This is a genomic window from Streptomyces sp. NPDC033131 (assembly GCF_055578365.1).
Window position 1 is genome coordinate 80,418 of sequence record NZ_JBVIPA010000027.1, and the last position, 22,466, is coordinate 102,883.

Annotated in this window: 18 protein-coding genes; 12 read left to right on the forward strand and 6 right to left on the reverse strand. The window is 69.7% G+C overall.

From position 1 onward, the window contains the following. Positions 1-208 precede the first annotated feature (208 nt). From ACZ5XS_RS29695 to ACZ5XS_RS29705, 3 genes are all read left to right on the forward strand, one after another. A complete protein-coding gene (locus tag ACZ5XS_RS29695) occupies positions 209-1,024 on the forward strand; it encodes a DUF2382 domain-containing protein (protein WP_468656417.1) in 816 nt (271 codons plus the stop codon). Positions 1,025-1,103: 79 nt separating this feature from the next. Beyond that, positions 1,104-1,373 (forward strand): hypothetical protein, encoded by a 270-nt coding sequence (locus ACZ5XS_RS29700; protein WP_217242964.1) that lies wholly within the window; start codon positions 1,104-1,106, stop codon positions 1,371-1,373. A gap of 114 nt (positions 1,374-1,487) precedes the next feature. Beyond that, entirely contained in the window at positions 1,488-4,697 is a 3,210-nt protein-coding gene (locus tag ACZ5XS_RS29705; protein ID WP_468656419.1) for an FG-GAP-like repeat-containing protein, read from the forward strand. A 60-nt stretch (positions 4,698-4,757) separates the two neighbouring features. Here ACZ5XS_RS29705 and ACZ5XS_RS29710 read toward each other — a convergent pair whose 3' ends face one another. The 3 genes from ACZ5XS_RS29710 to aspS all read right to left on the reverse strand — a co-directional run bounded on the left by ACZ5XS_RS29710 (position 4,758) and on the right by aspS (position 9,103). Beyond that, positions 4,758-6,110 (reverse strand): MFS transporter, encoded by a 1,353-nt coding sequence (locus ACZ5XS_RS29710; RefSeq protein WP_468656421.1) that lies wholly within the window; start codon positions 6,108-6,110, stop codon positions 4,758-4,760. A 166-nt stretch (positions 6,111-6,276) separates the two neighbouring features. Further along, complete coding sequence (locus ACZ5XS_RS29715; protein WP_468656423.1) at positions 6,277-7,200, reverse strand: intradiol ring-cleavage dioxygenase; 924 nt, start codon at positions 7,198-7,200, stop codon at positions 6,277-6,279. 139 nt (positions 7,201-7,339) lie between these two features. Then, positions 7,340-9,103 (reverse strand): aspartate--tRNA ligase, encoded by a 1,764-nt coding sequence (gene aspS, locus ACZ5XS_RS29720; RefSeq protein WP_468656425.1) that lies wholly within the window; start codon positions 9,101-9,103, stop codon positions 7,340-7,342. 150 nt (positions 9,104-9,253) lie between these two features. Here aspS and ACZ5XS_RS29725 point away from each other — a divergent pair, with 150 nt between their 5' ends. Then, positions 9,254-11,371, forward strand: coding sequence for a SpoIIE family protein phosphatase (locus ACZ5XS_RS29725; RefSeq protein ID WP_468656427.1), 2,118 nt, complete (start codon positions 9,254-9,256; stop codon positions 11,369-11,371). 132 nt (positions 11,372-11,503) lie between these two features. Then, on the forward strand, positions 11,504-11,977 hold the full coding sequence (locus ACZ5XS_RS29730; RefSeq protein ID WP_468656429.1) for a carboxymuconolactone decarboxylase family protein: 474 nt from the start codon (positions 11,504-11,506) through the stop codon (positions 11,975-11,977). Positions 11,978-12,064: 87 nt separating this feature from the next. On the opposite strand, the gene ACZ5XS_RS29735 is transcribed toward ACZ5XS_RS29730, so the two are convergent. Then, complete coding sequence (locus ACZ5XS_RS29735) at positions 12,065-13,036, reverse strand: pirin family protein (protein WP_468656431.1); 972 nt, start codon at positions 13,034-13,036, stop codon at positions 12,065-12,067. Positions 13,037-13,200: 164 nt separating this feature from the next. Further along, positions 13,201-14,769, reverse strand: coding sequence for an MFS transporter (locus ACZ5XS_RS29740; protein WP_468656433.1), 1,569 nt, complete (start codon positions 14,767-14,769; stop codon positions 13,201-13,203). A 129-nt stretch (positions 14,770-14,898) separates the two neighbouring features. Here ACZ5XS_RS29740 and ACZ5XS_RS29745 point away from each other — a divergent pair, with 129 nt between their 5' ends. Further along, positions 14,899-15,633: a TetR/AcrR family transcriptional regulator C-terminal domain-containing protein gene (locus ACZ5XS_RS29745; RefSeq protein WP_468656435.1), complete on the forward strand. Its 735-nt coding sequence runs from the start codon at positions 14,899-14,901 to the stop codon at positions 15,631-15,633. Positions 15,634-15,636: 3 nt separating this feature from the next. Here ACZ5XS_RS29745 and ACZ5XS_RS29750 read toward each other — a convergent pair whose 3' ends face one another. Continuing rightward, a complete protein-coding gene (locus ACZ5XS_RS29750; protein WP_217242974.1) occupies positions 15,637-16,110 on the reverse strand; it encodes an SseB family protein in 474 nt (157 codons plus the stop codon). A gap of 181 nt (positions 16,111-16,291) precedes the next feature. On the opposite strand from ACZ5XS_RS29750, the gene ACZ5XS_RS29755 reads away from it, so the two are divergent. The 6 genes from ACZ5XS_RS29755 to ACZ5XS_RS29780 all read left to right on the forward strand — a co-directional run bounded on the left by ACZ5XS_RS29755 (position 16,292) and on the right by ACZ5XS_RS29780 (position 22,456). Beyond that, on the forward strand, positions 16,292-17,134 hold the full coding sequence (locus ACZ5XS_RS29755; protein ID WP_468656437.1) for an intradiol ring-cleavage dioxygenase: 843 nt from the start codon (positions 16,292-16,294) through the stop codon (positions 17,132-17,134). A 136-nt stretch (positions 17,135-17,270) separates the two neighbouring features. Further along, positions 17,271-19,097: an acyl-CoA dehydrogenase gene (locus tag ACZ5XS_RS29760; RefSeq protein WP_468656517.1), complete on the forward strand. Its 1,827-nt coding sequence runs from the start codon at positions 17,271-17,273 to the stop codon at positions 19,095-19,097. Between the two features lie 99 nt (positions 19,098-19,196). Further along, positions 19,197-20,501, forward strand: a complete 1,305-nt coding sequence (locus ACZ5XS_RS29765; protein ID WP_468656439.1) for a M18 family aminopeptidase — start codon at positions 19,197-19,199, stop codon at positions 20,499-20,501. Between the two features lie 98 nt (positions 20,502-20,599). Then, positions 20,600-20,851 carry a DUF6458 family protein gene (locus ACZ5XS_RS29770; protein WP_217242978.1) on the forward strand — a complete coding sequence of 84 codons (252 nt, stop codon included), beginning with the start codon at positions 20,600-20,602 and terminating at the stop codon, positions 20,849-20,851. A 285-nt stretch (positions 20,852-21,136) separates the two neighbouring features. Beyond that, complete coding sequence (locus tag ACZ5XS_RS29775; protein ID WP_468656519.1) at positions 21,137-22,246, forward strand: glycosyltransferase family 2 protein; 1,110 nt, start codon at positions 21,137-21,139, stop codon at positions 22,244-22,246. 45 nt (positions 22,247-22,291) lie between these two features. Then, positions 22,292-22,456, forward strand: a complete 165-nt coding sequence (locus tag ACZ5XS_RS29780) for a hypothetical protein (RefSeq protein ID WP_468656441.1) — start codon at positions 22,292-22,294, stop codon at positions 22,454-22,456. The last annotated feature ends 10 nt before the right edge of the window (positions 22,457-22,466 follow it).

Below are 22,466 nucleotides of genomic sequence, written 5' to 3' on the forward strand. Positions count from 1 at the left end.
TGTGAAGTCGCTTTGCGTTTCCTTGATAGGCCGTCTCAATACCCGGCGGCACCGGCGAGCGGCGACCGGCGGTGATCGTCCGCCCCCTGGTTCCCCGCCGTGCGACCGCCTCACTGCGGGAATATTTCCATTTTTTCTGGAATTTTCCGCTTTTGCCCGTGAAGCGAGTGGTTACGCGTAAGGGACTACAGGAACAAGGAGAGCCCTAATGATCACTCGCGACCAGATCGCCACCGTGCTGGATCATCCCGTCTACGACGCGGACGGCAACAGGATCGGTGAGGCCAAGCACATCTTCTTCGACGATGTGACCAGTGAGCCCGAATGGGTGAGCGTGAAGACCGGCCTGTTCGGCACCAGCGAGTCGTTCGTGCCGATCCACGACGGGACCGTGGTGGAGGACCACCTGGAGGTGCCCTACGACAAGGAAACGGTCAAGGACGCACCGAACGTCGACGTCGACGCCGGCGGACATCTGTCCGAAGAGGAGGAGCACCGCCTCTACCAGCACTACGGCATCGACTGGGACACCGCTTGGCAGCGGACCGACCAGCCCCAGGGCGGCCTGGCAGGCACCGTCACCGGCACCACGGCCACCACGACCGCTGCCGGAACAGAGCGGGCCGGCGACGACGCGATGACGCGCTCCGAGGAGCAGATGCGCGTCGGTGTCGAACGCCGAGAGACCGGCCGGGCGCGCCTGCGCAAGTACGTCGTCACCGAGGAGGTCCAGAAGACCGTCCCCGTACGCCACGAGGAAGTCCGGGTCGAGCACGAGCCGATCACCGACGCCAACCGGGACGCGGCCATGTCCGGCGCCGACATCACCGAGGCCGAACACGAGGTGATACTCCACGAGGAGCGCCCCGTCGTGGAGACGGAAGCCGTCCCCGTCGAACGCGTCCGGCTGGGTACCGAGGAGCGTACCGAGGAAGAGACCGTTCGCGGCGAGATCCGCAAGGAGCGGATCGAGACCGAGACCGAATCCGGTCAGACCGACGAGACCGGCCGGAGTGATCGGTGACCGGATCCCCCTGGACCCGCCCGGACACGCCCGGACACGCACGACGGGATTTCGCCGATCAGCGCATGAGGAGGACGTCATGGGCACCATCAGCCAGCCCCTCACCGACGAAAGCATCAAGGTCCGCCAGCTCAGCCACTACCAGTTCAGCTGGGTCGCCGGCGACGCAGGCGCACGCGGCACGTTCACCCTGCAGCTCGTTCTCGACGAGGGCGCCTGGGAGGAAGTGCTGACCATCGACGTCGACGACGCCGATGTCCTGGACGACCTGCTGAAGACCACCGGGACCGTCCATTACGACGTCGGTCGCCGCACCCTGATCTTCGGCGTCACCCGCGTCGCCGGCTAGACCAGGCGTTCAGCACCCGCCCTGCCCCTTCACCTGCGCGGACGCACCCCCGCCCCCTGATAGCATCCGGCCACTTGTGCGAGGGCGGGGGCCCTCGTGGGGAGGGAACTTCACGTGGGCAGACACGCCCCGAGACGGGGCGGTCGTGCCGCTCTCGTCTCCGCGCTCGCGGTCGCCGTGGCGGCCGGATCCATCACTCTGTTCTCCGGTACGGAGGACGGCGGCGGCGCCGCGCAGGCCGCCACGACGGCCGCGGCGGCCGGAACCACCGAGATCGTCCTGGACGATCCGCGCCTCGAGCTGCGGCGCGCCGAGCGGCTGCTGGCGGCGGGCGAGACCGGCTTCCTGCACCGCCAGGCGGGGGCCGCCGGCCTGTTCTGGACGGACTACGAGGACGGCAGCACCGTCACCGTCGAGGGACCGTCCGGGGTCTACTCGCCGACCACCACCAGCTGTTACGACACGGAGAAGCGCTGTGCCTCGGGCGTGTTCGGGCAGGACGCCGACACGGTGGCGCTGCCGAACAGGACCGACGGCGGCGACCCCGTGTCGCTGTGGAGCCCGGACGGCGGCGCCCTGCGGACCCTCGACCTGAGCCAGTCGGCCGACCGCGTGGGCACGTACGGCGAGACCACCGTCACCGTCGAGTACAACGGCGTCGTCGACGGCACCGAACTGGACGGACACGTGCTGCACCTCGTCGACCTCGTCGACGGCAAGCAGCGCGACCGCGTGGTCACCGGCTATCCGGCCGACGTGGGTTGGGAGTGGAACTTCGCGCGCACCGGCGACGAGAACGGCGCCCTGCTGACCCACCCCGCCCGCGACGAGAACGGTGCCCTCACGTCGTACACCGTCGGCTACCTCGACTTCGCCACCGCGCGGCTCACCCCGGTCTTCACCGGTCTGTCCGAGGAGACGGTGCCGGAGGTCGTGCTGAGCGACGACCGCGTCGGCTGGTACACGCAGGCCGCCGGTCTGCACCTCAAGCCGCGCACCGACCTCGCCGCCGAGGAGACGGTCCCGGTGGCCGGGGAGGAGACCACCGTCTCCCCCGTTCCCGTCCTCGTCGGTGACTGGCTGGTCCTGACCGGCGCCCCCGGCGTCAAGGCCGTCTCCCTGACCGACGGCACCACCAGGACCCTGCTGCCCGGGTCGTACGGCACCCCGCTGGCCACCCCGGACGGCGGCGCCCTCGTCACCGGCGGCACCACCACGGCCGACTGGTGGGTGCAGCGCGTGAGCCTCGGCGCCGACGGCACCCCGCAGGTGGCGAAGCTGACCAAGGTCCCTCCGTACGAGAACAAGAAGACCGGGCTCGCGCTCAGCCGCGGCAGCCTGCGCGTCGCGGAGGACACCACGAGCAGCACCTCGGACACCACGTCCGTCCGCAGGCTCACCACCAACGGCAGCACCCAGCTGACCGCGTCCGCCGCCACGGAGAGCAGTTCGGTCAGCCCGACGTGCCCGTACCCGAACACCACCTGCTCGGCGATGTGGGGCAACTTCGACGGCACCGATCCCGAGGACGTCTACCTCGACACGTTCTACGACGGCGACGAGGGCGGCAGCGGCCTGGAGAACGCGGACCGGCTGGTCTCCATCGGCTACAACCCCCTGTCGTTCTACGGCACCACGGGCGGCTCGATCGTCGACGTCTCCGACGACTACGCCGTCTACAACTCGGGCGGCTCCGCCCCGGCGCAGTACGTCGGCGAGTTCGGCTACGCGCAGAAGCTGAAGCGCTCGGTGCGCGCCGCCGCCCTGAACGGCTCCACCCTCTGGAGCGCCGCCGGCACCGGCAAGCTCACCTCCTACAGCCTCACCGAGGACAGGACCCTCGCCACGGTGACGGTCCCCTCGCTCGCCTGCACGCCGAGCGAGCTCCAGGCGGCGGGCCGCTGGGTGTACTGGTCCTGCGGGACGGCCTCGGCGGGCGTCTACGACACCAAGGCCGGTACGTCCCGCGCCGTGCAGCCCGGTGACGTGCTGCTCGGCGACGGCTTCACCGTCCGCCACGACCACGACGCCGACCGGCTGGTCCTCACCGACGCGGCCACCGGCACCACCCGCGTGATCGCCTCCGGCCTGCCGGACAGCGGCCTCGCGGTGGACCGCCGCTACCGCTGGACGGTGGACGAGTACACGGGCCTGGTCGCCTGGTTCGACTCGTTCGAGCAGACGCACGTGGCCACCACCGGCGTCACGCCGTCCACGCCGACGGCCTTCTCCACGGAGACCGAGGGCATCATGGAGCCGCCCTCGACGGAGCCGTGGCGCGGTCACTGGCTGCTCTCCCGCCCCGTCACCTCCTGGTCCCTCACCCTCACCTCGGTGCAGAGCGGCGCGAGCGGCAGGGCGACCCGCACGATCACCGGCGGTGCGACCTCGGCCTGGGTGTCGGCGACCTGGAACGGCAGGACGGCGAGCGGGGGTTACTTCCCCAACGGCGCGTTCACGTGGACGCTGAAGGCGACCGGCCTGGGCACCTCGACCCCGGCCACGGTGAAGTCCGGGGAGGGGTTCGTCCTCCGGGGCGCGCCCGCACTCCGCGACTTCACCAGCCCCGACGGCCCGGACGGCAGGGGCGACCTGCTCACCCTCAACGCCTCCGGCGGCCTGACCTTCCACAGCGGCACCGGGACCGGAAGATTCGGCGAGAAGACCACCGGCACCGGCTGGCCGACGACCGCGAGGTTCGTGCCCTTCGGCGACCTCAGCGGCGACCGCTGCAACGACGTCCTGGTCCGCCTGAGCAGCGGCGCCCTGCGCCTGTACAAGCCGGGCTGCAACGCCGCGGTCAGGCCGTCGACGTCGTACACGACGCTGTCGACCGGCGGCTGGACCCAGTACGACGTCCTGACCTCCCCCGGTGACGTCAGCGGCGACGGCCGCCCGGACCTGGTCGCCCGCAACACGTCCACCGGCACGGTCTACCTCTACAAGGGCACCAGCACCGGCAAGCTGTCCGCCCGCGTGAAGCTCTACGACAACTGGAAGACGTACAAGAAGATCGTGGGCGTCGGCGACCTCAACGGCGACGGCATCGGTGACCTGCTCGCCCAGGACAAGGCGAACACCCTGTACCGCTACTACGGCAAGGGCAACGGCACCTTCGGCGCCCGCACCCGGCTGTTCGCGAACTGGGGCGGCTCGTACAACGTGATCGTCGGCGTCGGCGACATCACCGACGACGGCAAGGCCGACATCGTCTCCCGCGACAGCAGCGGCAACCTGTTCCGCAACAGCGGGGACGGCAAGGGGTCGTTCGGGGCGCGGGCGACGATCGCCACCGGCTGGAGCGGCTACAAGTCGCTTTCGTGAACTGTGAGTTCGTGAACGCGGGCGCCCGGGGTGCGGTCACCCCGGGCGCCTTCGCGCTTCTCAGGACACGACGGGCCGCTGTGCGCTCGTCTCCGGCGCGGTCCGCGGCGGGGCGCCGGACGTCCCGCGGGTGTTCCTGATGAAGACCACCCCGATCACCGCGAGGAGCGACGCGGCGGAGAGCGTGTACAGGCCGCCGTTCGTGCTGCCGGTCGTGTCCTTGAGGTAGCCGAAGAGCGTGGGGGAGACGAAACCGCCCAGGTTTCCGATGGAGTTGACCACGGCGAGCCCCGGCGCGGCGACCTTGAGGTCGAGTCCGGACTGGGCCATCGGCCAGTACAGGGTGGCCGCGCACTTCCCGCCGACCGCGGCGAGCGTGAGGGCGGCGAGCCCGAACCAGGGGGAGCCCAGGGTGGCGAGGAAGGTGCCCACGGCCGACAGGACCAGGGCGATCGCCAGGAAGGGGCGGCGGTCCGGGGCGGCGTCGGTGAAGTGGCTCACCGTGTACATCGCGATCACGGCGCAGATCCACGGTACGGCGGTGAGCAGCCCGACCTGGAAGGACGACAGCCCGCCGATGTCGTCGACCAGGCTGGGCAGCCAGAAGGTGATCGCGTACCCGGTGAGTGCCATCGCGAAGAAGACGCCGGTCAGCAGGGCGACCTGGGGGTGGAACAGGAGCTTGAGCCGGGAGACCCTGGGAGCTCGGCTGCGGGCTTCCTTGTCGCGGTCGACCGCCGCGCTCAGTGCCGCCTTCTCCTCGCGGGTGAGCCAGCGGGCGTCCTCGATGCGGGAGACGAGGAAGAACCCGGCGACGATCCCGACGACGATCGAGAAGGCGCCCTCCAGCGCGAACATCCAGCGCCAGCCGGCGAATCCGCCCGCCCCGTGCAGCTCCAGCAGGGCTCCGGTGACCGGTCCCGTCACGATGTACGCCGTGGCCGAACCGCCGAGGAAGATCGCGCTCGCCCGGCCCCGGCTGGAGTCGGGCAGCCACTGGGTGAAGTAGAGGAGCACTCCGGGGAAGAAGCCGGCCTCGGCGACGCCGAGGAGGAAACGGAGGGCGTAGAACATCGCGACGTTGTGGATGAAGCACATCGCCACGATCACCACGCCCCAGGTGATCATGATGCGGGTGAGCCAGACCCGGGCGCCGAACCGCTCCAGGAGCATGTTGCTCGGGACCTCGAACAGCGCGTACCCGATGAAGAACAGGCCGGCGCCGAGACCGTACGCGGTGGCACTCACCCCCACATCGGCCCGCAACTCGTCCTGGACGAAGCCGACGTTCGTCCGGTCCATCTGGTTGACCAGCAGCATCAGGACCAGGATCGGCAGCATGCGACGCAGGAACTTGCCGACTGCTCGGCTTTCGGCGTCGGGTGTCACGACCTCTGACACGACTTCTGACATCGTTGTCTCCCTCGCGGTGCACATACGTGAACTGCAATCACGTACGCGGGCACTGGGGGACGTTACGGAGGCCGATCTTCCGGGTCAATGGGTTGAGCAAATGTTCATGTACGCGAACAGGTGAACTGCATGAACAACCCATCGACCCGGCGGGGCACGGCAGCGATCAGGTGCCGTCGTTCGTCTCGTCCGGCGCGACGCCCACGGTGAGGGAGCCGACGACGCCCTTGGCGATGTTCTTCTTGTCGTACTTCAGCCTGAGGAGACCGCCCTGGGTGCCGCTCTGGTCGTAGATCGTGTCCTCGGTGAGCGTGGTGCGCTCGGTGGTGCTGGTGGCGTACGGCTCGACCTCGGCGGAGGCGAGCACGGACTCCTCGTCGAAGAAGAACTGGCCGGTGTGGCAGGCGTGTCCGCCCTCGTAGCCGGCGTCGGTCCACTCGCCGTCCACGTGCACCTTGGTGTGGATGTGGACGCAGCGGCCGCGGTACCAGCCCGGGAAGACCGTCTTGAAGGTGACCCGGCCCTGCTTGTCCGTCTTCCAGGTGCCGCGCAGGTAGCGCTCGTCGTCCGTGGGCTCCTCGTGGATCCCGCCACCGCCGCCGGGGCCGCCGGACGGTGCGCCCGACGGCGGCTCTCCCGTCGGCGTGCCCGAGGGGGCGCCGGTCGGGGCGGTGCCGCCACCGCCGGTCGACAGGCTCTCGTAGCCGGAGTAGATGCCCAGCGCGTCGCAGTGCCAGATGTCGACGGCGGCGTCGCGGATCGGCTTGCAGGTCTCGGAGTCGATCACCTTGAGGGTGAGGGTGAGCGGGATGCCCTCCTTGTCCTCGGTGATGTCCTGGCGGATCTTGTCGGCGTCGATGTAGTAGGGACCCTCGGTGGTCTCCGAGGTGAGCTTGTAGCAGACCTCCGCGCTGCTCGACGCGGTCGAGGCCGCGCTCGCGCCCGCCGTCGTCTCGTCCGCGGAGGCGGTCATGGCGAGGGCACCGCCCACACCCACGGCGGCCACCGCCGCGCCGCCCGCCACGACGACCTTGCGACGCGTCGGGTCCTGCTTGTGTTTCGGCCCTGGGGCCGTCTGGTTTCCCGTCATGAGCAGGGAAGTTAGGTAAGGAGACTGTCAAAGACGTGGGAGCGGACTGTGGTTTCCCCAGGCACGCCGAAGGGGCCTGAAACCGACGTCGGTTTCAGGCCCCTCGCGAAGCGGACCACCAAGCGGACTCCGAAGCGGACTACTTCGGCTGCGGCTTGCGCACCGTCAGGTGCAGCTCCCGCAGCCGTGCCTCCTCCAGCTCCGTCGGCGCGCCCATCATCAGGTCCTGGGCGTTGCCGTTGAGCGGGAAGGCGATGGTCTCGCGGATGTTCGGCTCGTCGGCCAGCAGCATGACGATGCGGTCGACGCCGGGGGCGATGCCGCCGTGCGGCGGGGCGCCGAAGCGGAACGCGCGGAGCATGCCGGCGAACTTCTCCTCGACGGTCTCCCGGTCGTAGCCGGCGATCTCGAACGCCTTGAGCATGATCTCCGGCTCGTGGTTCCGGATCGCGCCCGAGGACAGCTCGACGCCGTTGCAGACGATGTCGTACTGCCAGCCCAGGATGTCCAGCGGGTCCTGGGTCTCCAGGGCCTCCAGACCGCCCTGCGGCATGGAGAACGGGTTGTGCGAGAAGTCGATCGTGCCGCTCTCCTCATCCTTCTCGTACATCGGGAAGTCGACGATCCAGCAGAACCGGAAGACGTTCTCCTCGAAGTGCCCGGCACGCTTGGCGGCCTCGACCCGCACCGCGCCCATGATCTTCGAGACCTCGTCGAACTCGCCCGCGCCGAAGAACACGGCGTGACCCGCGGCGAGCGACAGCCGCTTGGTCAGCTCGGCGACGTTCTCCTCGGTGAGGAACTTCGCGATCGGGCCGGTCAGCGAGCCGTCCTCGGTCACCCGCACCCAGGCCAGGCCCTTCGCGCCCTGCGAGACCGCGAAGTCACCGAGCTGGTCGAAGAACTTGCGGGGCTGCGCGGACACATCCGGCACCGGCAGGGCACGCACGTGCTTGCCGGCGAAGGCCTTGAACTCCGAGCCCTCGAAGATGTCGGTGATGTCGACGAGCTCCAGCTGGGCGCGCAGGTCCGGCTTGTCCGAGCCGTACTTGAGCATCGCCTCACGGAACGGGATGCGCGGGAAGGGGGACGTCACGTGCCGGCCGTTGCCGAACTCCTCGAAGAGCTCGGTCATGAGCTTCTCGATCGGCTGGAAGACGTCCTCCTGCTCGACGAAGCTCATCTCGACGTCGAGCTGGTAGAACTCGCCCGGCGAGCGGTCCGCGCGGGCGTCCTCGTCGCGGAAGCAGGGCGCGATCTGGAAGTAGCGGTCGAAGCCGGAGATCATCAGCAGCTGCTTGAACTGCTGCGGGGCCTGCGGGAGGGCGTAGAACTTGCCCGGGTTCAGGCGGGAGGGGACGACGAAGTCGCGGGCACCCTCGGGCGAGGTGGCGGACAGGATCGGCGTCGCCATCTCGTTGAAGCCCAGCGCCGTCATCTTGTGCCGGATCGCGGAGATGACCGACGTACGCAGCAGGATGTTGCGGTGCATGCGCTCACGGCGCAGGTCCAGGAAGCGGTACTCCAGACGCCGCTCCTCGTTGACCCCGTCCTCCGTGTTGATCGTGAACGGCAGCGGGGCGGCCGCGCCGAGCAGCTCGACCTCGCCGACCTCGACCTCGATCTCGCCGGAGGGGAGGTCCGGGTTCACGTTCTCGGTTCCACGTGAAACAACGCGGCCGTCGACGCGGACCGTGGACTCCTTGGAGACCTTGTCGAGGGCCTCGTACGCCGGGGTGCCGGGGCGGGCGACCAGCTGGGTGATGCCGTAGTGGTCGCGCAGATCGATGAAGAGGATGCCGCCCAGGTCGCGCCGATTGTGCAGCCAGCCGCTCAGCCGGACGTCGGTGCCGACGTCAGAGGCGCGGAGCTCGCCGCAGGTGTGGGACCTGTACCGATGCATCGTCGTTCATCCAGCCTTCGCTGATCGGGAATCTCCGGGGCCCGGTGCCCGGACCTCCCAAGGGTACCGGCCACCTCGAGATCGCCTCCCCACCATTGAAGAGCCGGTGATCAGTGGCACTCCTCGTCCTCGTCTTCTTAAAGTGGGGCAATGCGCAATGGCGAGCCTCTGCCCGCCGTGGGGGAGGTTCTCGCCGTCCTCGCGACCGGCCTGTGGCACTGGGACACCGCCACCGGACTGGTCACGGTCGACGCCGAGGCAGCCCGGCTGCTCGGGCTGCCCGCCGAGCAGACCGTCCTCACGGAAGCCCAGACCCGGGCCCGTCTCCACCCCGTCGACTGGAACGAGATCACCGGAGTGATCCAGCTCGCCGTCGCCGAGGACACCCTCGCCGAGGTGCGCGTCCGGATCATGGACCCCGAGGGGCACGTCGTCCGCGTCGTCCGCAGCCGTTCCAAGCCGTCCTTCGACCCGGCGAGGAAGGTGTACGAGCTGATCGGCACCCTCCAGGAGGTCACCGAGCCCAGACCCGGCACGCCCGCCGGACGCACCGCCGTCACCGGCGACTGGCGCCGCTCCCGCGAGGCGTTCCTGCTGGACGCGGGCCGCGCCCTGGCCGAGGCCCGCTCCACGGCCGAGGTCCTGCGGGTCGCCGCGGGTCTGTCCATGCCCGGTTTCTCCCCGGACGGTCTGGCCGTCTTCGGCGTCGAGGGAGACCGCCTGACGATCATCGGCCACCACGGCCACCGGCCCGGCGACGAGGGACCCTTCTCCCAGATGTCCCTCGCGACCGACTACCCGGCCGCCGAGGTGGTCCGCACCGGCCGCGCCGTCTACCTCTCCGACCCCGAGGACTACAGGTCCCGCTACCCGCTCACCTGGCCGCTCGCCCGGCACTTCGGCCGCCGGTCCTGGGCCTTCCTGCCGCTGACCGTCGCCGGCCGCACGATGGGCGCGTGGATGGCGGCCTTCACCTATCCGGTGGCGTTCACACCGGACGAGCGCTCCGTCCTGACGACGGTGGCCCGTATGCTCGCCCAGGCCCTCTCCCGGGCGGGCGTGGCGGAGTCGGAGCGGGAACTCACGGACGGCCTCCAACGCTCGATGCTTCCCACCCTCGGCCCTCGGATACCGGGCATGAGCATCGCCGCGCGGTACGTCCCCACCGGCGGCGGCCTCCAGGTGGGCGGCGACTGGTACGACATGATCCCCCTGCCGGGCGGCCGCTTCGCCCTGGTCATCGGCGACGTCCAGGGCCACGACGTCCGCGCGGCCGGCCTGATGGGCCAGCTCCGCATCGCGCTCAGGGCGTACGCCTCGGAGGGCCACCGCCCCGACGCGGTCCTCTCCCGCGCCTCCCGCTTCCTGCACGGCATGACCTACGACGATCCCGAGAGCGCCGACCACCGCTTCGCCACCTGCCTGTACGTGGAGGCGGACCCCACGACCGGCATCCTGGACATCGCCCGCGCCGGCCATCCCGACCCCGCGATCCGCATGGCGGACGGCACGGTCCTGAACCGCCCCACGGCAGGCGGCCTCCCCCTGGGCATCGACCCCGACGCCGACTACCCCACCACCCGGATCACCCTCGAACCCTCCGAGACCCTGCTGCTGTGCACCGACGGCCTCATCGAGACCGGCGGCCACGACATGGAGACCGGCTGGAAGCGCATCCGCGCGATCCTGGAGGATCACGAGGGCGACCTGGAAGCCCTTGCCGACGCCCTGGTCCAGGCCGTGCACGGGCCCTCCTCGCACCACACCGTCGGGCCCCTGGCCGACCGCCGCGAGGACGACATAGCCGTTCTGCTGCTGTGCCGGCAGGGCGAGGGCTGCGGCTGCGGCGACACGGTCGCCGTACCCCCCAGGGTCCGCCGCACGATGCTCTCGGTGGCCCAGGCCGAACCGGAACGGGTGGCGGTGGCCCGGCAACAGCTGCGGGAGCTGCTGCACGACTGGGCGTCGCAGGACCAGATCGACTCGGCGGTGCTGCTGCTCTCCGAGATGCTGACCAACGTCCTGGTCCACACCGACGCGGACGCCCTGCTGCTGGCCGAGGTGCGGGGCGAGCCGGGCGCACGCCGGATGCGCGTCGAGGTCACGGACACCAGCGACGACCTCCCGCACAAACGCAGACCGGGTGAGCTGGCGTCGTCCGGCCGCGGCCTGGTGCTCATCGAACTGCTCGCGGACGTGTGGGGGGTGGACCCGCGGGGCGAGGGGAAGAGCATCTGGTTCGAGTTGTTCGAGGCCGACAAGCCGTAGAACGGGTGGTATTCCTCGCGGGCGTCGTGAGCCGCACGGCGAGGAGACGCACGTCACATTCGCGCCTGTCACATCTTGGTGAGCTGTTCCGTCAGGGAGGTGTAACCACCAGCCACCACACAGGAGTTCACCATGGACGCACGACTGAACCTCTTCGGCAGCCCGGTCGCGGCCAAGTTCCTGAGGCACATCAACTCGGCGGGGAAGGTGGTCTCGGACACGACCCTGCCGGCCGCGACGCAGGAACTGGTGAAGATCCGCGCCAGTCAGATCAACGGCTGCGGTTTCTGCACCGACATGCACACCAAGGACGCCGCCCACGCCGGGGAGACCTCGACCCGCCTCAACCTGATCGCGGCGTGGCGGGAGGCCAAGGTGTTCACCGAGGCCGAGCGCGCCGCCCTGGAGCTGACGGAACAGGGCACCCGCATCGCCGACGCGGCCGGCGGCGTCACGGACGAGGCCTGGGCCAACGCCGCGAAGCACTACGACGAGGAACAGCTCGCCGCCCTGGCGGCCCTCATCGCCGTCATCAACGCCTACAACCGCCTGAACGTGATCGTCCAGCAGCCCGCCGGGGACTACCAGCCCGGCATGTTCGGATAACGAGAGCAGGGACAGCGGATCGCTGCTGCGGCGCCCTGGACACCGAAGGCGGGGCCCGGTCTGCCCGGACCCCGCCTTCGGTGACTTCTACAGGCCACCCTCGGACATCCCGTGCACCGCCGGGATCGTCCCCAGCCGCCCCTTCTGGAAGTCGTCGAAGGCCTGCTGCAGTTCGTCCCGCGTGTTCATCACGAAGGGCCCGTAGTGAGCCATCGGCTCACGGATCGGCTGTCCGCCCAGGACCACGACTTCGAGGTCCGGCGTGTGGGAGTCCTGCCTCTCGTCCGCGCGGACGGTCAGCGAGGAACCGGCGCCGAAGACGGCCGTCTGGCCCATGTGGACGGGACGCCGCTCGGCGCCGACCGCACCCTTGCCCGCCAGGACGTACGCGAGACCGTTGAAGTCCTCCCGCCACGGCAGCGTGAGCTCCGCGCCCGGGGCCAGCGTCGCGTGGACCATGGTGATGGGGGTGTGGGTGATACCCGGACCCTGGTGACCGTCCAGCTCACCGGCGATCACGCGCATCAGCGCGCCGCCGTCCGGCGAGGTGAGCAGCTGCACCTGGCCACCGCGGATGTCCTGGTAGCGCGGGGGCATCATCTTGTCCTTGGCAGGCAGGTTGACCCAGAGCTGAAGCCCGTGGAACAGCCCGCCGGACATGACCAGCGCCTCCGGCGGGGCCTCGATGTGCAGGAGGCCCGAGCCCGCGGTCATCCACTGGGTGTCGCCGTTGGTGATGGTGCCGCCGCCACCCTGGCTGTCCTGGTGGTCGAAGATGCCGTCGATGATGTAGGTGACGGTCTCGAAGCCGCGGTGCGGGTGCCAGGGCGTGCCCTTGGGCTCACCCGGCGCGTACTCCACCTCGCCCATCTGGTCCATCATGATGAACGGGTCGAGATGGCGGTAGTTGATCCCGGCGAACGCTCGGCGCACCGGGAAGCCCTCACCCTCGAAACCGCTCGGCGCGGTCGTGACGGTGAGCACGGGACGGGCCACGGCGTCGGTGGGCGCGGCGACGCGGGGCAGCGTCAGCGGGTTCTCGACGGTCACTGCAGGCATGTCGGTACCTCCTTGTGCTCCGAGTTTAGTTGAGCGTTGAACTTTCTGCCACCTCCAACCCCGGAACACGGGAAACCATTCCCGCCTTTCGGCCGTGCCGGCGGCCAACGCCCGAGGCCGGCACCCTTCCCAGGGCACCGGCCTCCCGGCCCAACTCAATCAGGTCAGGCGATCAGCTCGGACTCCTTCACCGAATCAGAGCCCGAACCCAGGGCCTGACCCGCCTCGGCATCCGAACCCGCCTCCGACCCCGCCTGCCGCTCCTGCGGCCACTTCTTCCCGTCCCGCATCACCACCGCCGCCAGCACCGCCGCCACCAGCACACCGATCGCGCTCACGGTGAAGGTCGTCGACATCGACGCGGTGAAGGCCTCCCGCGCCGCCCGCACCAGCCCGCTGTCCCCCTGGGCCACCGCCAGCGCCTCCGCGATCGAGTTCCCGGCCCCTTCCGGAGCGTCCGCCGGCATCTCCGCCCTGAAGCCGCTCGACAGCAGCGAGCCGAGGATCGCGATGCCCAGAGCCGTACCGGCCTGCTGGATGGTGTCGTTCAGCGCCGAGCCGACGCCCGCCTTGTCGGCCGGGATGGTGCCCATCAGCGCGGCGACCGCGGCCGGCATCGCGAGGCCCGCGCCGAGGCCGAGGAGCCCCAGGGCCACCGCCGGGAGCGTGAAGCCGGAGTCGGCGTCCACCGTGGCCATCAGGGCGAAGCAGACGACCATGAGCAGCATGCCGCCGAGGATCACGAACCGGTTGCCGATCGCCGCGGAGAGTTTGACGCCGACCCCGTTGCCGATCAGCGCGGCGACCGCCAGCGGCAGGAAGGCGAGGCCCGCCTCGATCGCCGAGTAGCCGAGCACGAACTGCAGGTACTGGGTGAGGACCAGCAGCAGACCGCCGTTGCCGATCTGGACGAGGGCGAGGGACAGCGAGCCGCCGCTGAAGTTGCGGTGCTTGAAGAGGACCAGCGGGACCATGGGGGACTTCGTGACGTTCTCCCAGATCACGAAGCCCGCCAGGGACAGCACCGCCACCACCAGCGTGAGGGTGGAGCGGCCGCCGAGCGCGCCGTGCTGCGGCAGCTCGATGATCCACCAGACCAGGGCCGTCATGCCGGTCGCGGACAGCACCGCACCCAGCGGGTCGGCCTTCTGCCAGGGCGCCTTCGACTCCGGCATGAGCGTGACACCGGCGACGAGGGCGAGCGCGACGACGGGCACGTTGATGAAGAAGATCGCCTGCCAGGAGAAGTGTTCGATCAGTACGCCGCCCAGGACCGGACTGCCGACCAGGCCCAGCATCGACACCGAGCCCCAGGCCGCCATCGCCTTGCCGCGCTCCTCCTCGTCGAAGACCGTGATGAGGATCGAGAGGGTCGACGGCATGATCAGCGCCCCTCCGACACCCATCGCGGTGCGTACGGCGATCACCTCGCCGGGGCTGGTGCAGAAGGACGCCGCCAGCGAGGCGGCCCCGAACAGCAGCAGGCCGATCAGCATCACCTTCCGGCGGCCGAAGCGGTCGCCCAGGCTGCCGGAGGTCAGGAGCAGACCGGCGAACACCAGGATGTAGGAGTCGAGGATCCACTGCGTGTCCTGGGCGCTGGCACCGAGGTCCTCGGTCATCGCCGGCACCGCGACGGTCAGCGCCATGTTGTCGACCACCAGGACCAGCGTGCTCAGGCAGAGCACGACGAGGATCCACCAACGACGTGGGTTGCGGGCTTCGGCTTCCATGGGACTCCCCTTCGCGAACACCGTTCCTTCGATGCGCACACTGTACGCATGACGGAACAGTGTGCGCAACCAACTAACGCTGTACGCTCGATGCGAACGACGTACGCAGCAGGTCGCGTGAGGAGTGACATGGCAGCCAAGACGACGAAGCAGAACCCCATCCCGTCCGTGTGGGCCCGCCCCCAGCCCAGGGCCGACCAGCCCGCCCTCAACCGGAACGCCATCGTCCGTGAAGCCGTCGCCATGCTGGACGCCGACGGCATCGAGGCCCTGAGCATGCGCAAGCTCGGCGCCCGCCTGAACGCCGGCGCGACCTCCCTCTACCGGCACGTGGCCACCAAGGACGAGCTGATGGAGCTCGCCGTGGACGAGGTCGCCGCCGAGATCCACGTACCGGCCGCGGACGGCCCCGACTGGCGTGCCGCCGTCACCGAGGCCGCGGAATCGTTCCGTACGACGGCGCTACGCCACCCCTGGCTGTCCTCGGTGCTCGGCCAGGCCGGACTCGCCTACCTCGGCCCGAACCTGATGTCCTTCTCCGATCGGCTGGCCGCGCTGTTCAAGGGTGCCGGGTTCCTGGAGCCGGAACGCGCGATCGAGACGGTCATGGCCTACGTCGTCGGCATGAGCACCACCGAGGCGGCCTGGCTCACCACCATCGCCCGCTCCGGCGAGAGTGAGGCGGACTTCATCGCCCGCCTCCTGCCCGCCGCCCAGCAGGCCGCGGCCGGCCACGCCCACCTCGAAGGCGGCTACGCCGATGCCACCGCCGCGACCCGGGACCCCGTGGCCGTGCGGGACGGGAAGTTCGCGTACGGCCTGGAGGTCGTCCTCGACGGCCTGGCGCTGCGCCGGCCGGAGTGACGATCAGCCGTACATCCGCCGCATCGCGAACTCGACCATCTGTTCCACGGCCTTCGCGTCGAAGACCATGCGATGCTCGCCTTCCATGTCGAGGACGAAGCCGTAGCCGGTCGGGAGCAGGTCGATGACCTCGGCGCCGGTGATGACGAAGTACTTGGACTCCTTGCCCGCGTACCGGCGCAGCTCCTTGAGCGAGGTGAACATGGGGATCACCGGCTGCTGGGTGTTGTGCAGGGCGAGGAAGCCGGGGTTGTCACCGCGCGGGCAGTAGACCTTCGAGGTCGCGAAGACCTGCTGGAAGTCCTCGGCGGACATCTGCCCGGTGGTGAAGGCGCGCACCGCGTCCGCGAGGGAGGGCGGGGACGGCTCGGGGTAGAGCGGCGGCTGCTGGCCGTAGCCGCCGACGCCGCCGGACATGGGCTGCTGCGGCGGGGCGTACCCCTGCTGTGCACCGACGTTCTGGTCGTAGCCGTACATGCGCGCAAGAGTACCGAGAGCGGCCGGGGAGCGGGCCGCTACGGGGAGGGTCGGCAAACCGACAGGGGATCGACAGTGACTTGACAGCCGTCGGCCTGGTGTTCTCGCCGCCACGGCTCATAACGTCTGCCATGTCAGATAAAAGCACCGGAACGGCAGCCACACGGGCAAGGGGACAGCCATGCACGGACACCACGGCGACGAACTCCACGAGCACGACAGGGGACTCTCCTACGACCTTCCCGTCCTCGCCCGCCGCCGGATGATCCGGCTGATGGCGGGGGCGAGCCTGGTACCGCTGGTGGGCTGCACCACCGAGGACGCCCCCTCTGCCGCCTCGTCCGGCTCGCCCTCCGCCGCCGGGAGCTCCGCCGCCGCGGGAACCTCTCCCGAGTGCGCGACGATCCCCGACGAGACCGCCGGCCCCTTCCCCGGCGACGGGTCGAACGGCGTGAACGTCCTGAAGGAGAGCGGGGTCGTCCGCAGCGACATCACCAGCAGCTTCGGCGACTCCGCGGGCGGCACCGCCGAGGGCGTGCCCCTGACCCTCACGCTCACGGTCGTGGACGCGGCCGCCGGCTGCGGGACCCCGAAGGCGGGCGCCGCCGTCTACGTCTGGCACTGCGACCGGGACGGCGACTACTCGCTGTACTCGGAGGGCGTCAGCGACGAGAACTACCTGCGCGGCGTCCAGGAGACCGACGACAAGGGGCAGGTCACCTTCACGAGCATCTTCCCCGGCTGCTACCCGGGCCGCTGGCCGCACGTCCACTTCGAGGTCTACGGCAGCCTCGACGACGCCACCGCGGCGACGTCCATCACGAACACCTCGCAGCTCGCCTTCGCCCAGGACGTCTGCGACACGGTGTACGCCACGGACGGCTACAGCGGGAGCGTGACGAACCTCGGCCGGCTCTCCCTGGAGACGGACGGCATCTTCAGCGACGGCCACGAGCAGCAGCTGGCGACGACGACCGGCAGCGTCGAGAAGGGATACACGGCGACGCTGACGGTTCCGGTGTGACCTGTCACAGATGTCGGATCGGGGTTGCTTCTTATTACCGACGGGTAGCATCATCGGTAGCTACTTGTTGGTACGTGAACTAGGTGCGAGGAGCCAGTGCCTCGCCGACCCGCCGATCCGCTACGGAGCCGTCGCCATGGGGCACTACAAGTCGAATCTCCGCGACATCGAGTTCAACCTCTTCGAGGTCCTCGGGCGCGACAAGCTGTACGGGACCGGTCCGTTCGAAGAGATGGACACCGAGACTGCCAAGAGCATCCTCGAGGAGATGACCCGCCTCTCGGAGAACGAGCTGGCGGAGTCCTTCGCGGACGCCGACCGCAACCCGCCGGTCTTCGACCCGGAGACGAACACCGCGCCGGTGACGCCGTCGTTCAAGAAGAGCTACAAGGCGTTCATGGAGTCGGAGTACTGGCGCCTCGGCCTGCCCGAGGAGGTCGGCGGTACGACCGCTCCCCCGACCCTGGTCTGGGCGTACGCGGAGCTGATCCTCGGCGCCAACCCGGCCGTGTGGATGTACTCCTCCGGCCCGGCGTTCGCCGGCATCCTCTACGACGAGGGCAACGAGGTACAGAAGAAGATCGCGCGGCTCGCGGTGGAGCGGACCTGGGGTTCGACCATGGTGCTCACCGAGCCCGACGCGGGCTCCGACGTGGGCGCCGGCCGTACCAGGGCGATCCCCCAGGACGACGGCTCCTGGCACATCGAGGGCGTGAAGCGCTTCATCACGTCCGGTGAGCACGACATGGAGGAGAACATCCTCCACTACGTCCTCGCCCGCCCCGAGGGCCACGGCCCGGGCACCAAGGGCCTGTCCCTGTTCCTCGTCCCGAAGTACCACTTCGACGTCGAGACCGGCGAGCTGGGCGAGCGCAACGGCGTGTACGCGACGAACGTCGAGCACAAGATGGGCCTGAAGGCCTCCAACACCTGCGAGATGACCTTCGGCGACCGGCACCCCGCCAAGGGCTGGCTGATCGGCGACAAGCACGACGGCATCCGCCAGATGTTCATGATCATCGAGGCCGCGCGGATGATGGTCGGCACGAAGGCGATCTCCACGCTGTCGACCGGCTACCTGAACGCGCTGGAGTACGCCAAGGAGCGCGTCCAGGGCCCCGACCTGGCCAACTTCATGGACAAGACCGCGCCCAAGGTCACCATCACGCACCACCCGGACGTCCGCCGCTCGCTGATCACGCAGAAGGCGTACGCGGAGGGCATGCGCGCCCTGGTCCTCTACACCGCGTCGGTGCAGGACACGATCGCGGTCAAGAGGGCGAACGGCGAGGACGCCTCGGCCGAGGAAGCCCTCAACGACCTGCTCCTGCCCATCGTCAAGGGCTACGGCTCCGAGAAGGGCTACGAGCAGCTCGCCCAGTCCCTGCAGACCTTCGGCGGCTCCGGCTTCCTGCAGGAGTACCCGATCGAGCAGTACATCCGCGACGCCAAGATCGACACCCTGTACGAGGGCACGACCGCGATCCAGGGCCAGGACTTCTTCTTCCGGAAGATCGTCCGCAACCAGGGCGCGGCGCTGAACTCCCTCGCCGAGGACATCAAGAAGTTCCTGGCGCTCGGCACCGGCGGCGAGGCCCTGTCCGGCGCCCGTGAGCACCTCGCCAAGGCGGCCGTGGAGCTGGAGGCGATCGTCGGCCTGATGCTGACGGACCTCGCGGCCACCGAGCAGGACGTCAAGAACATCTACAAGGTGGGACTGAACACCACCCGCCTGCTCATGGCCTCCGGTGACGTGGTCGTCGGTTACCTGCTCCTCAAGGGCGCCGCGATCGCCGCCGAGAAGCTGGAGACGGCCTCCTCCAAGGACGTGCCCTTCTACACCGGCAAGATCGCGGCGGCGAAGTTCTTCGCGGCCAACGTTCTGCCGGGCGTCACCCTGGCCCGCAAGGTCGCCGAGGGAGTGGAGCTGGACCTGATGGACCTGGACGAGGCCGCGTTCTAGGACACATCAGACCAGCCGTCCGGACCTCCACACCGTCCTTACGAGGGCCCGCTCCGCATCGCCGGGAGCGGGCCCTCGTACGTCGTTAAGGTGAACCCCATGAGCGCACCCTCCCGCTTCGACCGCGGCCACACCGACGACCTCATGACCTTCCTGGCGGCGAGCCCCTCGCCGTACCACGCGGTGGCCAACGCGGCCGAGCGCCTGGAGAAGGCGGGATTCCGACAGGTCGCGGAGACGGACGCGTGGGACGGGACGACCGGCGGCCGGTACGTGCTGCGCGGCGGGGCGATCGTGGCCTGGTACGTGCCCGAGGGCGCCCTGCCGCACACCCCCTTCCGGATCGTCGGCGCCCACACGGACTCGCCGAACCTGCGGGTCAAGCCGCGGCCCGACACGGGGGCGCACGGGTGGCGGCAGGTGGCCGTGGAGATCTACGGCGGGCCGCTGCTGAACTCCTGGCTGGACCGCGATCTGGGCCTGGCGGGCCGGCTGACCCTGCGGGACGGTTCGACGCGGCTGGTGAACGTCGACCGGCCGCTGCTGCGGGTGCCCCAACTCGCCATCCACCTGGACCGTTCGGTGTCGGCGGAGGGCCTCAAGCTCGACAAGCAGCGGCACCTGCAGCCCATCTGGGGGCTGGGCGGCGACGTCCGGGACGGCGATCTCATCGCCTTCCTGGAGGAGGAGGCCGGGATCGGCGCGGGTGAGGTCACCGGCTGGGACCTGATGACGCACTCCGTGGAGCCGCCGGCCCACCTGGGCCGGGACGGCGAGCTGGTCGCCGGGCCGCGCATGGACAACCTCCTGTCCGTGCACTCCGGGGTGGCCGCGCTCGCCGCGCTCGCCGCGCTCGCCGCCGCCGGCGACCTGCCGTACATCCCGGTGCTCGCCGCCTTCGACCACGAGGAGAACGGTTCGCAGTCGGACACGGGCGCGGACGGGCCGCTGCTCGGGAGCGTGCTGGAGCGTTCGGTGTTCGCGCGCGGCGGGTCCTACGAGGACCGGGCGAGAGCCTTCGCGGGGACCGTCTGTCTGTCCTCCGACACGGGCCACGCGGTCCACCCCAACTACGCGGAACGGCACGACCCGACGCACCACCCGCGCGTCAACGCCGGCCCGATCCTGAAGGTCAACGTCAACAACCGCTACGCCACGGACGGTTCGGGGCGCGCGCTGTTCGCCGCCGCCTGCGAGAGGGCGGACGTGCCCTTCCAGACCTTCGTCTCCAACAACTCCATGCCGTGCGGCACGACGATCGGCCCGATCACCGCGGCCCGCCACGGCATCACGACCGTCGACATCGGTGTGGCGATCCTGTCCATGCACAGCGCACGGGAGTTGTGCGGCGCGGACGACCCGCATCTGCTGGCGAACGCGCTGGTGGCGTTCCTGGCGGGGTAGCTTCCGGCTCGAACGGTTCCCCGCGGCATGGGGGTTGACAGACGGGGTACCCGCAGTTCCGGACCGGATCGACCGGACCGGACAGGGAGGCGACACTCATGGGCCTCGGCGGGTGCATCATCCTCATCGCCGTGGGCGCCATCCTCACGTTCGCGACCGACTGGGACATGCAAGGGGTCAACCTCGACCTCGTCGGCATCATCCTGATGGTCGTCGGACTGATCGGCGTCAGCACCTTCAGCAGCATCGCGCGGCGCAGGCGCGTCGTGATGCCGCCCAACACGCCGGTCGTCGAAGAGGAACGGCCCCACAGCAGGCGGAACGGATACAGCGACGGCTACGGCGTCTGACCGGCAGACGGTATGACGCATCGGCAGGCAGCGACACCCCAATCGGGGCACACGCACTGCAGCGGCACAGGACCCCCGGAGCGGGATGCACAGGGCATGCGGAGACAACCTTGAGCATTTCGTAACCGGGGGCATCTTGTGCGCTTGTGTGAATATCGTGAAGAGTGGAGGGTCTGAGGCCCGGGGGGATGCAGTGCCGGGCCGTTGCACCAGTACCTCGGGGGGCTCCACGTGCTCGACCTCGCTGCCCCGGCGTCCGCTCCGGCACACGATCCGCGGCAGCGGATCTCCGGCCGCCACGCCGCTCGCCGCGCGCACGCCGCCCCCGAGAACCCCGGGCCCGTACCGCGCGTCGCGGCACTGATACCGGCCCACAACGAGCAGGACCGCATCGCGGCCGCCATCCAGGGCCTGTGGAACCAGACCCGGCCCCCGGACCTCGTCGTGGTCATCGCCGACAACTGCACGGACGACACCGCCCTCGTCGCCGCGTCCCTCGGCGCCCAGGTCTTCCACACGCAGGGCAACACCCACAAGAAGGCCGGCGCCCTCAACCAGGCCATCGCCTGGATGCTGCCGCACCTGGACGACCGCGACCTGCTGCTCGTGCAGGACGCCGACACCGTGCTCAACCCGTGGTTCGCCGAGACCGCCCTCGCCACCTTCAACCGCAGGGTCGGCGCCATCGGCGGCGTCTTCTACGGCGAGGAGGGCGGCGGCTTCCTCGGCCTGCTCCAGCGCATGGAGTTCCACCGCTACGCCTGGGAACTGGAGCGCACCGGCGGCAAGGCGCAGGTCCTCACCGGCACCGGCACCATGTTCCGCGCCCGGGTGCTGCGCGAGGTGCGCGCCGCCCGCCGCGACGGTGTGATCGGCGGCGGCACGAGCTACTACAGCCTCGCCTCGCTCACCGAGGACGACGAGATGACCAAGGCGGTCAAGACCCTCGGCTACCGGGCCATGTCCCCGGCCGGCTGCGCGGTCACCACCGAGGTCATGCCCACGCTGGGCAAGTTGTGGCACCAGCGGCTGCGCTGGCAGCGCGGCGCCCTGGAGAACCTGCGCGACTACGGCTGGACCCGGGTCACCGCCCGCTACTTCGCCCAGCAGTTCCTGATGGGCTTCGGCGCGCTGTCCTTCCTCGTCTACATCACCTTCATGATCACGTACACGACGCTGTACGGCTGGCCCGGCTTCTCCCCGTTCTGGACCGCGATCGGCCTGCTCTTCATGGTCGAGAAGATCGTCTCGGTGCGCCGGGCGGGTCCCCGTGCCGTCCTGGTCGCGGCGCTGATGATCCCCGAGATGTTCTACGACCTGTTCCAGCACGCCATCTACTTCACGTCGCTGTGGGGCCTGTTGCGCCGCAGCGAGGAGAAGTGGGTGGCCACGTGAACCGCCCCCCACGGACCACCGCACCACACCACTAGGAGAACGACCATGTACGGAAGAGTGATAGGCGTCGGTTCCACCGGTGCCGGGGGCGCCACCCTGGCCGCCACCGGCCTGTGGGTGAACAGCATGGCGCTGATGGTCACGGCCACCACGCTGATGGCCGCGGGCGTGGCCCTGTACAAGCTGGCACCGCGCCCGCGCCGCCGCTGACCGGGAGGTC

What these genes read in the sequence shown, in the direction of transcription:
- ACZ5XS_RS29695 (WP_468656417.1), top strand. Translation starts at nt 209, where the DNA reads ATGATCACTCGCGACCAGATCGCCACCGTGCTGGATCATCCCGTCTAC.
- ACZ5XS_RS29700 (WP_217242964.1), top strand. Translation starts at nt 1,104, where the DNA reads ATGGGCACCATCAGCCAGCCCCTCACCGACGAAAGCATCAAGGTCCGC.
- ACZ5XS_RS29710 (WP_468656421.1), bottom strand. Translation starts at nt 6,110, where the DNA reads ATGTCAGAAGTCGTGTCAGAGGTCGTGACACCCGACGCCGAAAGCCGA.
- ACZ5XS_RS29715 (WP_468656423.1), bottom strand. Translation starts at nt 7,200, where the DNA reads ATGACGGGAAACCAGACGGCCCCAGGGCCGAAACACAAGCAGGACCCG.
- aspS (WP_468656425.1), bottom strand. Translation starts at nt 9,103, where the DNA reads ATGCATCGGTACAGGTCCCACACCTGCGGCGAGCTCCGCGCCTCTGAC.
- ACZ5XS_RS29725 (WP_468656427.1), top strand. Translation starts at nt 9,254, where the DNA reads ATGCGCAATGGCGAGCCTCTGCCCGCCGTGGGGGAGGTTCTCGCCGTC.
- ACZ5XS_RS29730 (WP_468656429.1), top strand. Translation starts at nt 11,504, where the DNA reads ATGGACGCACGACTGAACCTCTTCGGCAGCCCGGTCGCGGCCAAGTTC.
- ACZ5XS_RS29735 (WP_468656431.1), bottom strand. Translation starts at nt 13,036, where the DNA reads ATGCCTGCAGTGACCGTCGAGAACCCGCTGACGCTGCCCCGCGTCGCC.
- ACZ5XS_RS29740 (WP_468656433.1), bottom strand. Translation starts at nt 14,769, where the DNA reads ATGGAAGCCGAAGCCCGCAACCCACGTCGTTGGTGGATCCTCGTCGTG.
- ACZ5XS_RS29745 (WP_468656435.1), top strand. Translation starts at nt 14,899, where the DNA reads ATGGCAGCCAAGACGACGAAGCAGAACCCCATCCCGTCCGTGTGGGCC.
- ACZ5XS_RS29750 (WP_217242974.1), bottom strand. Translation starts at nt 16,110, where the DNA reads ATGTACGGCTACGACCAGAACGTCGGTGCACAGCAGGGGTACGCCCCG.
- ACZ5XS_RS29755 (WP_468656437.1), top strand. Translation starts at nt 16,292, where the DNA reads ATGCACGGACACCACGGCGACGAACTCCACGAGCACGACAGGGGACTC.
- ACZ5XS_RS29760 (WP_468656517.1), top strand. Translation starts at nt 17,271, where the DNA reads ATGGGGCACTACAAGTCGAATCTCCGCGACATCGAGTTCAACCTCTTC.
- ACZ5XS_RS29765 (WP_468656439.1), top strand. Translation starts at nt 19,197, where the DNA reads ATGAGCGCACCCTCCCGCTTCGACCGCGGCCACACCGACGACCTCATG.
- ACZ5XS_RS29770 (WP_217242978.1), top strand. Translation starts at nt 20,600, where the DNA reads ATGGGCCTCGGCGGGTGCATCATCCTCATCGCCGTGGGCGCCATCCTC.
- ACZ5XS_RS29780 (WP_468656441.1), top strand. Translation starts at nt 22,292, where the DNA reads ATGTACGGAAGAGTGATAGGCGTCGGTTCCACCGGTGCCGGGGGCGCC.